Raw genomic sequence first — 16,031 nt, 5'->3', positions numbered from 1 at the left:
AGCCGTTGCCGGTGCAGCGCTAAGGGAGGGATTCCCGGGCCGCGCAGACCCGGGCAAAAGGTGCTTAGCGTTTCTTCTCGTGACTTGCAGTCGGTTTTCCGGACCAGTAGCCCGCCAGCAGTGAACCGGACAAGTTGTGCCACACCGAGAACAGCGCGCCAGGAAGTGCAGCGAGCGGGCCGAAGTAGATTTTCCCCAACGCAGCGGCAAGACCGGAGTTTTGCATACCCACCTCAATCGCCAGCGTCCGACAGGTTGATTCATCAAAGCCAAACAGCCGCCCGCCCCAGTAGCCGCCGAGCAGGCCGATAGCGTTGTGCAGGATCACCGCGACAATCACCACCAGACCGACGGAGGCGATATGCGAAGCGGAACCGGCGACGACGGCGCTGATAATGGCCAGGATACAGACCATCGAGAAAGCAGGCAGGAAAGGCTCAACCGCTTTCACCACTTTGGGCAGCGTATGGTGAATAACCAGCCCCAGCGCGATCGGGATCACCACGATTTGCAGGATGCTGAGCAGCATGCCCATCACATCGACCTGAATATGCGCATCCACATACAGCCGCGTCAGCAGCGGAGTGGCGACCACGCCGACCAGTGTAGAAACAGAAGAGATGGTCACTGACAGCGCCACATCACCTTTTGCCAGATAGATCATCACGTTCGATGCTGTCCCACTGGCGACGCTCCCCACCAGTACCATGCCGGCTGAGAGCTCGGTTGGCATATGGAACAGCAGCGCCAGCGCCCAGGCGGCGAGAGGCATCACCAGATAGTGAAGAAAAATACCTGCGGCAACCGGGGCCGGTCGCGACAGCACGCGCTTAAAGTCGTCCAGCTTCAGATGAACGCCCATCCCGAACATGATCAGCATCAGTAGCGTGGTGACCCAGGGCCCGATGGGCGTAAAGGTGGTGGGCGTGTAATAAGCCAGAACGGAGAGCAGCAGCGCCCAGAGCGGGAACAGCCTCGTCAGAATAGCGAGCATGTTGTTTTCCTTGCGATTGACTTCTCATGTCCCGGGCGATGCGTCTGCGGAGCCTGCGTGGGCGCCACGTCGGCCAGCAGCCTGAACGATGAGGGATGTTGTGTTGATATAGTTATAAAAAAGCCGGGTGCGAGCCCGGCCATAGGTAATGTTTATCGTGCTAAGAGATATTATTCAAACAAATTATGATGCAGCTTCTGCACGACTTTCTCGGCATCCACGCCAGGCACCAGGAAGCAGAGGTTATGGCTGGATGCACCGTAGCAAATCATACGAATATTGAACGGCTCAAGAACGCCAAAGACCTCTTTGCCCACGCCGCAGGCACGTGACAGATCGTTCCCGATCAACGCCACCAGCGCCAGATCCTGCTCTACTTCTACGCGGCACAGTGAAGAAAGTTCAGTCAGCAGCGCCTGGGTCAGCAAGGTGTCGGTAGCGGAGGTTGAGCCCGTGGTATCCATGGTCAGCGCAATACTCACTTCGGAGGTGGTTATCAGATCCACGGAGATATTGTGGCGTGCGAGGATGCCGAACACTTCCGCGAGGAAGCCGCGGGAGTGCAGCATATTCAGGCTGTGCAGCGTCAGCAGCGTCTGGCGACGGCGCAGGGCCAGAGCACGGAACAGCGGTGGATTTTCGGTTTTATTGCACACCAGCGTGCCGCCGGCGGTGGGTTCTTTACTGGAGCCGACAAAGACCGGAATATCGCTACGCACGGCGGGCAGCAGGGTGGCCGGATGGAGCACTTTCGCACCGAAGGTGGCCATTTCTGCCGCTTCGGCAAAAGCGATAACATCAATGCGTTTTGCCGCTGGGGCGACGCGCGGGTCGGTGGTATAGATACCCGGGACATCGGTCCAGATATCGACGCGGCTGGCGTTCAACGCTTCACCCAGCAAAGCGGCGGTATAGTCGCTGCCGCCGCGGCCCAGCGTAGTGGTGCGGCCTTTGGCTTCGCTGCCGATAAAGCCCTGAGTGACTACCAGACCTTCCGCCAGTCGTGGGGTCAACTGGAGCTGCGTGAGCTCGGCGAGTGCGGCAATATCGGGTTCTGCGCGACCGAAGCGATCGTTGGTACGCATAATTTTACGCACGTCGAACCACTGCGATGCGATACCGCGCTCGCGGAGAATTTCGACAAACAGCAGGGTGGACATCAGTTCACCATGGCTGACCAGCTCGTCGGTTAATGCGGTAGAGGTTGCCAGCGCAGCAGCTTCAGCCAGGGTCGTGATATTTTCCAGCAGACGCTCGATCTCTTCGCGAATCACGTTGGGATAGCGCAGGCGTTCCAGGATATTGAATTGAATCTGGCGCAGTAATTCGAGCTTTTCAAAACGCTCGGTAGGTTCCAGCCCATCGGCCAAAGCAACCAGAAGATTGGTTACACCCGCAGAGGCAGATAGCACCACGACGCGCGTGTTTTCATCAAGTCGCGCAACGTCAACGCTGCGATTCATGGCATCGAAATCGGCAACGCTGGTGCCGCCGAATTTGGCTACAACTAAATCTGTCATAACAACCTCGTGTCAGGGGGGGCCTGACTTATTAAAACGATTCCTGAATCGGGTTGGGCTGGACACCAACTTACAGTAATAAAATGTCTTAATAAGCCAGGCCAAATTATTCAGCCATGGCACAAGGGAAGAGCGAAAAACAGGGTGGGCGCAGAGCAAAAAACAGCTACGATGTCACCCAGAAGTGCTCCACCTTGTAGACCCGCTCCCCAACGCGTTGCGTCAGTTCCTGGGTATGAAACGCCCGACTGCGAACGTTTCTGGTGACAACCCAGGGGATTCAGCCCCTGTGGTCGGTGATGTGCGTACCAGACGCTTTTTCACCTCGGCGTTGCTCCCCCTCACGTATTTTCTACGGACTGGTCCCTCCAATACGGTTACCTGGGCAACGCACCTCTTCTGGCAATTACCGACGTCTTTCACTTTGCCTGGGGGCGCTGGTGATAATCCCCCTGCAATACCCTTTCGCTGTAGCGTGAAATGCGCGAGCAATACAAACCTGCATAAATGCAGGCAGTGCAGTTATATAAAGGCTTCAGAGCAGGTATGTCAACGCCGCGGTTATGCGGATTTTTCATGCAAGGGTGATTAACAGAAAAAAGCCTTATGATGACTATACTAGTAGAGGCTTTTTGCCCTGATCTGACCCTATTCCTGACGCGCGTCATAGGCATAACACAAAAATCATCACAATTTTTTGCCGCCGGCGCTACAATCGACCGCAGTCACAATTCTCAAATCAGAAGAGTATTGCTAATGAAAAACATCAACCCAACGCAGACATCTGCCTGGCAGGCATTACAGAAACACTTTGATGAAATGAAAGACGTTACTATCAGCGATCTTTTCGCGCAAGATAGCGACCGTTTTTCTAAGTTTTCCGCAACGTTCGACGATCTGATGCTGGTGGATTACTCCAAAAACCGCATCACCGAAGAGACATTGGCAAAGCTGCAGGATCTGGCGAAAGAAACCGATCTGGCAGGGGCTATCAAATCCATGTTCTCCGGCGAAAAGATCAACCGTACCGAAGACCGTGCGGTGTTGCACGTCGCGCTGCGTAACCGTAGCAATACCCCGATTATTGTTGATGGCAAAGATGTGATGCCGGAAGTGAATGCTGTTCTCGAAAAGATGAAGCATTTCTCTGAAGCGATCATCTCCGGCAGTTGGAAAGGCTATACCGGAAAAGCAATTACCGACGTGGTGAATATCGGTATCGGCGGCTCTGACCTCGGTCCGTTTATGGTGACTGAAGCGCTGCGCCCGTATAAAAACCACCTCAATATGCACTTTGTTTCTAACGTCGATGGCACCCACATCGCGGAAGTGCTGAAAGGCGTAAACCCGGAAACTACGCTGTTCCTGGTCGCGTCCAAAACCTTCACTACCCAGGAAACCATGACCAACGCCCACAGCGCGCGTGACTGGTTCCTGAGCACCGCCGGTGATGAAAAACACGTGGCGAAACACTTTGCTGCGCTGTCTACTAACGGCAAAGCAGTCGGTGAATTCGGTATCGATACGGCCAACATGTTCGAATTCTGGGACTGGGTTGGCGGTCGCTACTCTCTGTGGTCAGCGATTGGTCTGTCGATCATCCTGTCTGTGGGCTTCGACAACTTCGTTGAGCTGCTCTCCGGCGCGCACGCGATGGACAAACACTTCTCCACCACCGCGCCAGAGAAAAACCTGCCGGTGCTGCTGGCGCTGATTGGTATCTGGTATAACAATTTCTTCGGCGCAGAAACCGAAGCGATTCTGCCGTACGACCAGTATATGCACCGTTTTGCGGCCTACTTCCAGCAGGGCAACATGGAATCTAACGGCAAATACGTTGACCGTAATGGCAACGCTGTGGATTACCAGACTGGCCCAATCATCTGGGGTGAGCCGGGCACCAACGGTCAGCACGCGTTCTACCAGCTGATCCACCAGGGCACCAAAATGGTACCGTGCGATTTTATCGCTCCTGCCATGACTCATAACCCGCTTTCCGATCACCATCCGAAACTGCTGTCTAACTTCTTCGCCCAGACCGAAGCGCTGGCGTTCGGTAAATCCCGTGAAGTGGTTGAGCAGGAATATCGTGACCAGGGTAAAGATCCGGCCACGCTGGATCACGTAGTACCGTTCAAAGTGTTCGAAGGTAACCGCCCGACAAACTCTATCCTGCTGCGTGAAATCACCCCGTTCAGCCTGGGCGCATTGATTGCTCTGTATGAGCATAAGATTTTCACTCAGGGTGTGATTCTGAATATCTTCACTTTCGACCAGTGGGGCGTTGAGTTGGGTAAACAGCTGGCTAACCGCATTCTGCCTGAGTTGAAAGATGGCGAAGAAATTGACAGCCACGATAGCTCGACGAATGGCCTGATTAACCGCTACAAAGCCTGGCGCGCATAATTAGCTGCTGCCTGAATGCCGGTCAGGGCGATCGGTATTCAGGCGATGTGCTTGTGCCAAACAGATTGCAATGCCGGCCTTCAGGGTCGGCATTTTTGTTATAGCCGTCGCAATAATTTTGCCGGGTTACCTGCCCAGACGCCTTTTTCGGTAATCGATCTGGTGACAACACTCCCTGCACCAATCACCGCACCATCGCAAATACTGACCGCCAGAATGGCCGCGCCGCTGCCGATAGAAACGTCGTTACCGATCGCAATTCGTGCCCAGTTTTCCCGATTAGCATCGGGATGACCCTCGCGAAACATATCGTTGGCAAACATTACGCCGTGGCCGATAAAGCAGCGTTCTCCGACCGTGACATACTCGCAGATAAAAGTATGGGACTGGATTTTGCTGTCAGCGCCGATGCGCGTATTGCCCTGAATTTCAACAAACGGTCCGACGAAGACGTTATCGCCAAGCGTGCAGTCATAGAGGTTGGCGGGCTGGTAGATAACGACGTTTTCGCCGCAGGTCACGTTGCGGATGCCGGTTTCACGAAGAGTGTGCATAGCGCCTCTCAGATAGCTTTGGCCAGAATGTGTAATGTGCTCTGCTGGGTCGCGGAATTAAATACGACGTCTTTTACATGCTGCATCCCCTGACGCTCATAAAAACGACGGGCGCGGGTGTTTGCGGCGAGTACTTCCAGCCATAGCCAGCTTTCGCCGCTCTCTTTTGCTCGCATTTCGACGGCGTTAAAAAGCGGTTCACCGTAGCGTTGCCCTGTTGCGTCAGGCAGCAGATAGAGCTTATGCAGCAGCGTGCCGGACGGGCCGTCGGCGTTGATATTCTGGCGGCAGACGTATTTAGCGAAGCCAATCGGGTGGGCGGCTTCAGCAATCAACCAACGGCACTGCGTATCGGCCAGGCTGTGTTCCAGCGCGGGCAGAGCATACTCTTGCTGCAGGTAGTGCTCCATCTCATCGGCGTTACGCCAAAGGTGGGCGAAGTGGTGGCGGTAGCTGGCATTCCCCATTTCACTAAGCAGAGGGGCGTCTTCCCGTTGTGCCGTACGTATTGTCAGCATTGCTGTCTCCTTTTTAACCCACCAGTTTGGCAAGTGATTGTTACATTTGACACAATGGACGCAAAAAGTTAACGAATAATATCGATCTGGATCACGTTTTTGCGTTATACAGATCGGCAGGAATAATGAATATAAGAGGTGTGAATATGCCGTCGGTCTATCGTCCGTTGGTGAATTTTGTAGCGACCGCCATGCAGGCGGTGCTGAACCTGGCGCTGCTGTGTCTGGGTGTCATTCTGGTTGTTTTCCTGGGGAAAGAGACGTTCCATCTGGCGCATGTGCTGTTTACCCCGGAACCGGTCAGTAAGTACAAACTGGTCGAAGGGCTGGTGGTCTATTTTCTCTATTTTGAATTTATCGCGCTGATTGTGAAGTACTTTGAGTCGGGCTTTCACTTTCCGCTGCGCTATTTTGTCTACATCGGTATTACGGCGATTGTGCGCCTGATTATTGTCGATCACGAGTCGCCAATGGCGGTGCTTATCTATTCGGCCGCGATCCTGATTCTGGTGATTACGCTGTGGCTGTGTAACTCCAACCGGCTGAAACGCGAATAAAAAAAGCGGCCTCTAAGGGCCGCTGACCAACAGTCACAAAACTTAATTTATGTAGGGTCCAGTTGAGGATAGCAGTGGCATTTGCCTTACTTTTTCAGCTGAGGGCGGTAGTTGCCGTACCCGGTTGGGGTTCGTGTACAGCAACTAAACCACCGTCCCTCCTCTGAAATTTGGGGCGGGTATAACGATGAAACTTAACCTTTCACCCCGCCTGCCGTCAGGCCATTGACCAGCCAGCGCTGGGCCAGCAGGAAGACAACGGTAATCGGAATGGCGGAGAGCACCGCCGCAGCGGCAAAGTCGCCCCACAGATAGTTCTGCGGGTTGAGATACTGTTGCATACCTACGGCCAGGGTATAGCTGTTCACATCGCGCAGCAGCAGCGAGGCGACCGGTACTTCGGTAATCGCGGCAATGAACGACAGAATAAACACGACCGCCAGAATCGGTACCGACAGCGGCAGCAGGACCAGACGGAAGGCCTGCCACGGCGTCGCACCATCCAGTGCCGCCGCTTCTTCCAGCGAGCCATCGATGGTTTCGAAGTAGCCTTTAATCGTCCAGACGTGCAGCGCGATGCCCCCCATATAAGCGAAGATAACGCCGCCGTGCGTGTTCAGGCCGACAAACGGCAGATACTGGCCGAGGCGGTCAAACAAGGCGTATAACGCCACCAGCGACAGGACCGCCGGGAACATCTGGAAAATCAACATCCCTTTCAACAGCGTCGCTTTGCCCGGGAAGCGCATACGGGCGAAGGCATAGGCACAGGTTGTGGACAGCGCTACGATACCGATGGCGGTGATACCAGCCACTTTAATCGAGTTCCACAGCCACAGCAGAACCGGGAAAGGTGGCGGAGTGACGCGGCCATCAGCGTGTTCAACGCTGAAGCCCAGCGCCAGCCGCCAGTGCTCCCAGGAGATCTGGTCCGGGATTAAGCTACCGGTGGCGAAGTTACCTTCGCGCAGGGAGATAGCAATAACCATCAGCAGCGGGAACATAATCGCCGCGATGAAAATCAGTAGCAGGAGGTGCGTGGTGAATAAACGCAGCTTCTGAGATTTGGGTTGTACCATAGCCATGTTCTGAGCCCTCCTTAGTCGAATTTCATACGTGTGGCTTTCAGGTTAACAATTGCCAGCACGCCCACCAGCAGGAAGATCAGCGTGGCAATCGCTGCCGCCAGACCGAAGTCCTGACCGCCGCCGCCTTCGAAGGCGATACGGTAGGTATAGCTGACCAGCAGGTCGGTATAACCGGCTGGCGTGGTGGTGCCGAGGCGGTCCGGACCGCCGTTGGTTAACAGCTGAATCAGAACGAAGTTGTTAAAGTTAAAGGCGAAGCTGGCGATCATCAGCGGCGTGAGCGGCTTGATAAGCAGCGGCAGCGTAATCTTAAAGAAGTTCTGGAACGGACCGGCGCCGTCCATAGCCGATGCTTCGTACAGGTCGTCAGGGATAGCTTTCAGCAGGCCCATGCACAGAATCATCATGTACGGATAGCCCAGCCAGGTGTTGACGATAACGATCATTGAGCGCGCGGTGGTCGGGTCGCTAAACCAGGCCGGCTTGATGCCGAACAGCGCGCTGAGCATCATGTTGATCTCACCAAAACTCTGGTTGAACAACCCTTTGAAAATCAGAATCGAGATAAACGACGGTACGGCGTAAGGCAAAATCAGCAGAACGCGGTAAATCGCTTTGCCTTTCAATGACTCCCACTGCACGAGGCAGGCGAGGATCATGCCCACGGCCACGGTCAGAATCACGGTCAGAACGGAGAAGACAACCGTCCAGACGAAGATGGCAAAGAACGGTTTCTGGATCCCTTCATCGGTAAAGACGCGGGTGAAGTTATCCCAGCCGATCCCAACGGTGTAGCCCGGGCTCAGCTTCTCTGCGCCCCAGCTGCCGTCAGCATTGATGGACTGATAGAAGCCAACATCATTGTTCGGGCGGTATTTTACGCCGCTCTGGTTGTTAGCCAGCGTGCCATCTTTTGCCAGCGTGTACAGCGGCTGGGTGCCGGAGAACTGGCGCAGTGAACTCATGATCACTTTGCTGTCGTCAGGCAGTACGGCGGTCAGCTGGTTCAGCGCGGTGCGGTTCTGAGTGATGATACGCAGATTCGCACGTTCGCCTTCCGGCAGCGCATCGCCTTCTTTTAAGGCCAGTTTCTGCTCACCGCCCAGTTTGAACGCGTCTGAAACATAATTTTTGCCGCTTTCACCATCGGTCAGGGCCAGTTTCCACTCATCTCCCGCCGGGAACAGCGAGAAGTTATAGGTTTTGCCAGCCTGGAAGGAGCGATCCATCAGCACTTCCTGAGCGCGCTCAAAGGTCAGCTGGTTGGTGCTGCTGTAGTTGGTGAAGGCAATAGCGATGGTACAGACCAGCGGGAACAGGACGAACAGCCCCATCCCGGCGAGGCCCGGGTAGACATAACGCCAGGCATAGGCCTTGCGGTTGGTAAAGATATACAGGCCAGCTGAGCTTAAAATCAGCGTCAGGATGGCAAACAGGTACTCCCCCTGGGCGTACATCAAAACGACAAGGTAACCCACCAGCAGGCACAGCAAGCCAATCACAGACCATGTCAGCTGTGGGCTTTGCCACCAGTGTTTCTTTTTAACGACATCCATGGGGATCATCCTCTACAACGTATTTTGTTCTCCCTCTCCCTTCAGGACAGAGGGGCGGAGAGAGGGCTCTGTACAGCGGCCCTCACTCTGACCCGCTCCCGAAAAGGGGGAGGGGACTAGCAGATTACTTCGTGATACGAGACTGTGCGTCTTTCAGCGCGGCATCGACGGTCTGACGACCGCTAGCTGCGTTGATAACCGCCGTGCGTACGGCATACCAGAAGGCGGACATCTGCGGGATGTTCGGCATGATTTCGCCTTTCTGGGCGTTCGCCATGGTTGCAGCGATACGCGGGTCTTTTTCCAGTTTCTCCTGGAAGGATTTCAGTGCGACGGCGCCCAGCGGTTTGTCCTTGTTCACTTCATCCAGACCCTGGTCGGTCAGCAGGTAGTTTTCGAGGAACTCTTTCGCCAGTTCTTTATTCGGGCTGGCGGCGTTGATACCGGCGCTCAGCACGCCAACAAACGGTTTAGACGCTTTGCCTTTAAAGGTTGGCAGCAGCGTGACGCCATAGTTGACCTTGCTCTTATCGATGTTAGACCACGCCCACGGACCGTTGATGGTCATCGCGGTTTCGCCTTTGTTGAATGCGGCTTCAGCGATGGAGTAATCGGTATCGGCATTCATGTGTTTATTTTTGATGAGGTCAACCAGGAAGGTCAGACCGGCTTTCGCGCCAGCGCTGTCCACACCCACGTTTTTGACGTCATATTTACCGTTTTCAAATTTGAACGCATATCCGCCGTCAGCGGCAATCAGCGGCCAGGTGAAGTACGGTTCTTGCAGGTTGAACATCAGCGCACTCTTACCTTTCGCCTTCAGTTCTTTATCCAGCGCCGGGATCTCTTCCCAGGTTTTCGGTGGGTTCGGTACCAGGTCTTTGTTGTAAATCAGCGACAGTGCTTCAACCGCGATAGGGTAAGCAATCAGTTTGCCGTTGTAGCGTACGGCGTCCCAGGTAAACGGATAGAGTTTGTCCTGGAAAGCTTTGTCCGGGGAGATTTCAGCCAGCAGGCCAGATTGTGCATAGCCACCGAAACGGTCATGTGCCCAGAAGATGATATCCGGGCCGTCACCGGTCGCCGCGACCTGCGGGAATTTCTCTTCCAGCTTGTCCGGGTGTTCGATGGAAACTTTAATGCCGGTGTCTTTTTCAAACTTCTTACCCACTTCGGCGAGACCGTTATAGCCTTTGTCGCCGTTAATCCAGATAACCAGCTTACCTTCTTCAATTTTGGCGAGGGCAGAGGCGGAAAACATCATCGTCGTCAATGCAGACAACGCGAGGATGCGAGCGCCGGTTTTGATTTTCATATACCAGTCCTTTTTGGTGATGTGCTCGTGGATACACTTAGGTGGCTTAACGGTGATGAGTTTCCTTTTTTAACAACCCCTTTCCATCCTCCCTATGTCTACGCCCCACCCGTGGTTTGTGTGATCTTGCTTGCAGAAATGCCGGTATTGGGGCGTGGAGCACATAAAAAGGAGGCTATTTTTGCAACCTGCATCACGAAATTGACTTTGCCACGCCGTCCTCCGGAGCGAGGGGCAATCTCTCATCCTCCCGTCTCCTCCCCCATAAAAAAGCCGGGGGTGGAGGATTCACCAGGTTAATGAATGCCGCATAGTCAGCCCATCTTGAATGTGTCTTTTAGTGACAGGTTGTAACGAAGGGAGATGGGGATGGCGAGCGTACAGCTGCGAAATATAACGAAAGCCTGGGGTGACGTTGTGGTATCGAAAGATATCAATCTCGACATCCAGGAAGGGGAGTTCGTGGTGTTTGTCGGGCCATCGGGCTGCGGCAAATCAACCCTGCTGCGTATGATTGCCGGACTGGAAACCATAACCAGTGGCGATTTGTTTATCGGTGAGACGCGAATGAATGACATCCCACCCGCCGAGCGTGGTATCGGGATGGTGTTCCAGTCTTATGCGCTTTACCCTCATCTTTCCGTCGCGGAAAACATGTCTTTCGGCCTCAAGCTGGCCGGCGCCAAAAAAGATGTGATCAACCAGCGTGTGACTCAGGTAGCTGAAGTGCTGCAGCTGGCGCATCTGCTTGAGCGTAAGCCGAAGGCGTTATCCGGCGGCCAGCGTCAGCGTGTGGCAATTGGCCGTACTCTGGTTGCTGAACCCCGTGTTTTCCTGCTGGACGAACCCCTTTCTAACCTCGATGCCGCACTGCGCGTGCAGATGCGTATCGAAATCTCCCGTCTGCATAAGCGCCTTGGGCGCACGATGATCTACGTGACCCACGATCAGGTCGAAGCGATGACGCTGGCCGATAAGATTGTGGTGCTGGATGCCGGTCGCGTTGCACAGGTCGGGAAACCGCTTGAGCTGTATCACTACCCGGCCGATCGCTTTGTCGCGGGCTTTATTGGTTCGCCAAAGATGAACTTCCTGCCGGTAAAAGTCACCGCTACCGCCATTGAGCAGGTGCAGGTGGAACTGCCAAACCGTCAACAGATTTGGCTACCGGTGGACAGCGCCCGTGTTCAGGTTGGCGCCAATATGTCCTTAGGTATCCGACCGGAGCATCTGCTGCCCAGCGATATCGCCGATGTCACCCTGGAAGGGGAAGTTCAGGTTGTTGAGCAGCTTGGCCACGAAACACAAATTCATATCCAGATCCCCGCCATCCGTCAAAACCTGGTTTACCGCCAGAATGACGTGGTGTTGGTAAAAGAGGGAGCCACATTCGCTATCGGTTTGCCACCAGAGCGCTGCCATTTATTCCGTGAGGATGGTACGGCGTGTCGTCGGTTGCATAAAGAGCCGGGCGTGTAAGGCTTCCCATTAAAAAAAAAACACGAACCCCAGAGTGCTGCCGTAACACGGCATAACGACGGGCGAAGTGTTCAAAGAAAAGCAATGATCTCAGGAGATAGAATGATGATTACTCTGCGCAAACTTCCACTGGCGGTAGCCGTCGCAGCAGGCGTTATGTCTGCTCAGGCGCTGGCCGTCGATTTCCACGGTTATGCTCGTTCCGGTATCGGCTGGACCGGTAGCGGCGGTGAACAACAGTGCTTCCAGGCAACCGGTGCTCAAAGTAAATACCGTCTTGGTAACGAATGTGAAACCTATGCGGAATTAAAACTGGGCCAGGAAGTCTGGAAAGAAGGTGATAAGAGCTTCTACTTCGATACTAACGTTGCCTACTCCGTATCGCAGCAAAATGACTGGGAATCCACCAGCCCGGCATTCCGTGAAGCCAACGTGCAGGGTAAAAACCTGATCGACTGGCTGCCAGGCTCCACCATCTGGGCCGGTAAGCGTTTCTACCAGCGTCATGACGTTCACATGATCGACTTCTACTACTGGGATATCTCTGGTCCTGGTGCGGGTCTTGAAAACATCGATGTCGGCTTCGGTAAACTCTCTCTGGCAGCGACCCGTTCTTCTGAATCTGGCGGCTCTGCGACCTTCGCTGACCGTGATGCGCTGGGTAACCGCGTATACGACAATATCGTTCCAAACGACGTCTTCGACGTGCGTTTAGCACAGATGGAAATCAACCCAGGCGGTACCCTGGAGCTGGGTGTTGACTACGGTCATACCAACGTTCCGGATAACTACTACCTGCAGCCGGACGCGTCTAAAGACGGCTGGATGCTGACTGCGGAACACACGCAAAGCATTCTGAAAGGCTACAACAAGTTTGTTCTGCAGTACGCAACTGACGCAATGACCTCCAACGGTAAAGGCGTTCCGCAGGGCGGCAGCATCAACAACGACGGTACCATGTGGCGTGTGCTTGACCACGGCGCGATCTCCATGGGTGACGATTGGGACATGATGTACGTTGCGATGTACCAGGATATCAACCTGGACAACAACAACGGCACCAAATGGTGGACCGTCGGCGTACGTCCTATGTACAAATGGACGCCTATCATGAGCACCCTGCTGGAAGTGGGCTACGACAACGTCAAATCCCAGAATACCGGCGAAAGCAACAACCAGTACAAAATTACCCTGGCCCAACAGTGGCAGGCTGGCGACAGCATCTGGTCTCGTCCGGCAATCCGTCTGTTCGCAACCTACGCCAAGTGGGATGAGAAATGGGGCTACGCGAACGGTGACTCCGGTACTGGCTACACCTCCGGCGTTGCGTACAGCGACACTTCTGCGAAGACCTTCAGCCGTGGCGACAGCGACGAGTGGACCTTCGGTGCCCAGATGGAAATCTGGTGGTAATCCGACCTGACGTGTAATGACCAAAAGAGGGGCGCAAGCCCCTCTATGTTTAGGCCCAGCGGGCTATTGCCTGGCTACCGCTCGGCCATCGGAATTGAGGTGATAACAATGAAAATGAAGAAAAGTCTCGTTGCCCTCTGCCTGTCCGCCGGCCTGCTGGCCAGCGTACCCGCAGTCAGTTTTGCTGATGTGAATTTTGTGCCGCAGAATACCTCTGCTGCACCGGCCATTCCCGCTTCCGCGTTACAGCAGCTAACCTGGACACCGGTGGATCAATCGAAAGCACAAACCACGAATTTAGCAACGGCAGGTCAATCGCTGAATATCCCCGGTATTGTCGGCCCGGTGGCGGCTTACAGCGTCCCGGCGAATATCGGTGAGCTGACCCTCACGCTGACCAGCGAAGTGAATAAGCAAACCAGCGTTTATGCACCAAATGTGCTGATTCTTGACCAGAACATGACGCCATCTGCGTTCTTCCCAAGCAGCTATTTCACCTACCTGGAACCCGGCGTAATGAGTTCGGATCGTCTGGAAGGGGTGATGCGCCTGACTCCGGCATTAGGCCAGCAAAAAATCTATGTGCTGGTCTTTACCACGCCGCAGGATCTGCAACAGACGACGAAATTAATCGACCCGGCAAAAGCCTACGCTAAAGGTACCGGAAATGCGGTGCCTGATATTCCAGATCCGATCGCTAAACATACCACTGAAGGCACATTGGGCCTGAAAGTGAAAACATCGTCAGGCTCCAGCGTGCTGGTTGGGCCGCTGTTTGGTTCTTCCGGCCCAGGCCCGGTAACCGTCGGGAATACGGCGGCACCTGTCTACAGCGCGCCAGCGGCCGCGCCGGTTGTTGCTCCCGTTGCGGCGCCAGCGCCAGCAGCAAAAAGCGAACCGATGCTTGATGACACCGAAACTTACTTTAACAACGGCATCAAGCAGGCTGTTGCGAAAGGTGATATCGACAAAGCCCTCAAACTGATGAACGAAGCTGAGCGCCTCGGCTCGAAATCTGCTCGTTCCACCTTTATCAGCAGTGTAAAAGGCAAGGGGTGATCGTCTCCCCACAATGCTGATGTTTAGGCACAGCCTTTGGGTGCGTCCGCCTGGACGCACCTTTTTTTATCGCGTGGCGGCCGCTGTTGCATGGCTGTTACGCCGATGATCGTATCTTGACGGTTTGCCCGCCCTGATTGGCTTATTCTGCGATACAATGCTGCTACGTTATGTACCGGAGAATCAGGCATGTCACATCCTGCGCTTACGCAACTGCGTGCGCTGCGCTATTTTGCCGCTATGCCCCCGCTGGAGCCGCCTCTGCGCGACTGGCTGTTGCTGGAAGACTCAATGACCCAACGCTTTGAGCAACAGGGGAAAAAAGTCAGTGTGAATATGATCAACGAAGGCTTCGTTGGCCGTGAAGCGCTGGAGGGTGAAGAGGCGTTGCTGCCAGATGAAGCGCGTTACTGGCTGCGGGAAATCATTCTTTGCGCCAATGGTGAACCCTGGCTTGCTGGCCGAACGATCGTGCCGGAGTCGACGCTGTGTGGTCCCGAACTGGCCTTGCAGCAGCTGGGGCAGACGCCGCTGGGGCGCTATTTGTTCACATCATCAACATTAACCCGCGATTTTATTGAAATTGGGCGCTATGCAGAGCTGTGGGGGCGTCGTTCCCGCCTCCGCCTGAGCGGAAAACCGCTGCTGCTGACAGAACTTTTTCTGCCTGCGTCACCGTTGTATTAAGAGGAAGAAGAAATGGAGAGGAGTCTGACGCAAAATAAGCTGTTGGCGTTTCATCGCCTGATGCGTACTGACAAACCTATTGGCGCGCTGCTGCTGCTGTGGCCGACGCTGTGGGCACTATGGGTGGCGACACCGGGGATCCCCCCGCTGTGGATTCTGGTCGTTTTTGTCGCCGGCGTCTGGCTGATGCGCGCCGCCGGCTGTGTGGTGAACGATTACGCCGACCGGAAATTTGACGGCCACGTTAAACGCACCGCCCACCGCCCGCTACCCAGCGGCGATGTATCGGAGAAAGAGGCGCGGGTACTGTTTGCCGTGCTGGTGCTGCTTTCGTTCCTGCTGGTGCTCACGTTAAACACCATGACTATCCTGCTGTCGGTTGCCGGACTGGCGCTGGCGTGGGTGTATCCGTTTATGAAGCGCTACACCCATTTGCCGCAGGTGGTGCTAGGTGCCGCATTCGGCTGGTCCATCCCGATGGCCTTCTCGGCGGTGAGTGAAGCTCTGCCGCTGAGCTGCTGGCTGATGTTCCTCGCCAATATTTTGTGGGCGGTGGCTTACGATACCCAGTACGCGATGGTCGACAGAGATGATGACGTCAAGATCGGCATTAAATCGACGGCGATTTTGTTCGGTGAACATGACCGGACGATTATTGGCATGTTGCAGATTGGGGTGCTGGTATTGATGGCCGCCGTCGGCTGGCTGAACGGGCTGCACTGGGAATATTACTGGTCGTTGTTTATCGCGGCAGGGCTGTTCTTCTGGCAGCAGAAACTGATTTTCCGGCGTGAACGTGACGCCTGCTTCAAAGCGTTTTTAAATAATAACTACGTCGGGCTGGTGGTGTTTCTTGGTCTGGCGATGAGCTATTTGCAGTAAACG

General features: G+C 54.7%; 14 protein-coding genes and 1 riboswitch. Of the genes, 7 read left to right on the top strand and 7 right to left on the bottom strand.

All coding sequences use genetic code 11. The features are described 5' to 3' along the window. Positions 1-64: 64 nt before the first annotated feature. Entirely contained in the window at positions 65-994 is a 930-nt protein-coding gene (gene panS / locus ACMYSK_RS17860) for a ketopantoate/pantoate/pantothenate transporter PanS (protein ID WP_434637425.1), read from the bottom strand. 170 nt (positions 995-1,164) lie between these two features. Beyond that, entirely contained in the window at positions 1,165-2,514 is a 1,350-nt protein-coding gene (gene lysC / locus ACMYSK_RS17855) for a lysine-sensitive aspartokinase 3 (RefSeq protein WP_434637423.1), read from the bottom strand. Between the two features lie 174 nt (positions 2,515-2,688). Then, positions 2,689-2,921, bottom strand: a riboswitch (Lysine riboswitch). A 349-nt stretch (positions 2,922-3,270) separates the two neighbouring features. On the opposite strand from lysC, the gene pgi reads away from it, so the two are divergent. After that, complete coding sequence (pgi, locus tag ACMYSK_RS17850; RefSeq protein ID WP_434637421.1) at positions 3,271-4,920, top strand: glucose-6-phosphate isomerase; 1,650 nt, start codon at positions 3,271-3,273, stop codon at positions 4,918-4,920. Between the two features lie 98 nt (positions 4,921-5,018). Here the strand turns inward: pgi and ACMYSK_RS17845 are convergent, their stop codons facing one another. Then, positions 5,019-5,474 (bottom strand): acyltransferase, encoded by a 456-nt coding sequence (locus tag ACMYSK_RS17845; RefSeq protein ID WP_434637419.1) that lies wholly within the window; start codon positions 5,472-5,474, stop codon positions 5,019-5,021. Positions 5,475-5,482: 8 nt separating this feature from the next. Further along, a complete protein-coding gene (locus ACMYSK_RS17840; protein ID WP_434637417.1) occupies positions 5,483-5,992 on the bottom strand; it encodes a GNAT family N-acetyltransferase in 510 nt (169 codons plus the stop codon). 146 nt (positions 5,993-6,138) lie between these two features. On the opposite strand from ACMYSK_RS17840, the gene psiE reads away from it, so the two are divergent. After that, the gene (gene psiE / locus ACMYSK_RS17835) at positions 6,139-6,549 is read left to right on the top strand and encodes a phosphate-starvation-inducible protein PsiE (protein WP_004856423.1); all 411 of its coding nucleotides are present in this window, start codon (positions 6,139-6,141) and stop codon (positions 6,547-6,549) included. Positions 6,550-6,743: 194 nt separating this feature from the next. Here psiE and malG read toward each other — a convergent pair whose 3' ends face one another. The 3 genes from malG to malE form a co-directional block, all read right to left on the bottom strand. After that, on the bottom strand, positions 6,744-7,634 hold the full coding sequence (gene malG, locus ACMYSK_RS17830; RefSeq protein ID WP_434637415.1) for a maltose ABC transporter permease MalG: 891 nt from the start codon (positions 7,632-7,634) through the stop codon (positions 6,744-6,746). A 14-nt stretch (positions 7,635-7,648) separates the two neighbouring features. After that, positions 7,649-9,193: a maltose ABC transporter permease MalF gene (gene malF / locus ACMYSK_RS17825; RefSeq protein ID WP_434637413.1), complete on the bottom strand. Its 1,545-nt coding sequence runs from the start codon at positions 9,191-9,193 to the stop codon at positions 7,649-7,651. A gap of 124 nt (positions 9,194-9,317) precedes the next feature. After that, positions 9,318-10,508, bottom strand: coding sequence for a maltose/maltodextrin ABC transporter substrate-binding protein MalE (gene malE / locus ACMYSK_RS17820; RefSeq protein WP_032689953.1), 1,191 nt, complete (start codon positions 10,506-10,508; stop codon positions 9,318-9,320). A gap of 369 nt (positions 10,509-10,877) precedes the next feature. Here malE and malK point away from each other — a divergent pair, with 369 nt between their 5' ends. The 5 genes from malK to ubiA all read left to right on the top strand — a co-directional run bounded on the left by malK (position 10,878) and on the right by ubiA (position 16,028). Further along, the gene (malK, locus tag ACMYSK_RS17815) at positions 10,878-11,987 is read left to right on the top strand and encodes a maltose/maltodextrin ABC transporter ATP-binding protein MalK (protein ID WP_434637409.1); all 1,110 of its coding nucleotides are present in this window, start codon (positions 10,878-10,880) and stop codon (positions 11,985-11,987) included. Positions 11,988-12,089: 102 nt separating this feature from the next. Then, positions 12,090-13,400, top strand: a complete 1,311-nt coding sequence (locus ACMYSK_RS17810; protein ID WP_434637407.1) for a maltoporin — start codon at positions 12,090-12,092, stop codon at positions 13,398-13,400. A gap of 108 nt (positions 13,401-13,508) precedes the next feature. After that, on the top strand, positions 13,509-14,459 hold the full coding sequence (gene malM / locus ACMYSK_RS17805; protein ID WP_434637405.1) for a maltose operon protein MalM: 951 nt from the start codon (positions 13,509-13,511) through the stop codon (positions 14,457-14,459). Between the two features lie 189 nt (positions 14,460-14,648). Then, complete coding sequence (gene ubiC / locus ACMYSK_RS17800) at positions 14,649-15,146, top strand: chorismate lyase (RefSeq protein ID WP_434637403.1); 498 nt, start codon at positions 14,649-14,651, stop codon at positions 15,144-15,146. A gap of 12 nt (positions 15,147-15,158) precedes the next feature. Beyond that, the gene (ubiA, locus tag ACMYSK_RS17795) at positions 15,159-16,028 is read left to right on the top strand and encodes a 4-hydroxybenzoate octaprenyltransferase (RefSeq protein WP_434637401.1); all 870 of its coding nucleotides are present in this window, start codon (positions 15,159-15,161) and stop codon (positions 16,026-16,028) included. Positions 16,029-16,031: the final 3 nt, after the last annotated feature.

The organism is Klebsiella sp. I138 (assembly GCF_051131765.1).
In the GTDB taxonomy this organism is placed as follows: domain Bacteria; phylum Pseudomonadota; class Gammaproteobacteria; order Enterobacterales; family Enterobacteriaceae; genus Klebsiella.
Note: the sequence above shows the minus strand (reverse complement) of the source record. Positions and strands in the feature narration are given on the sequence as shown.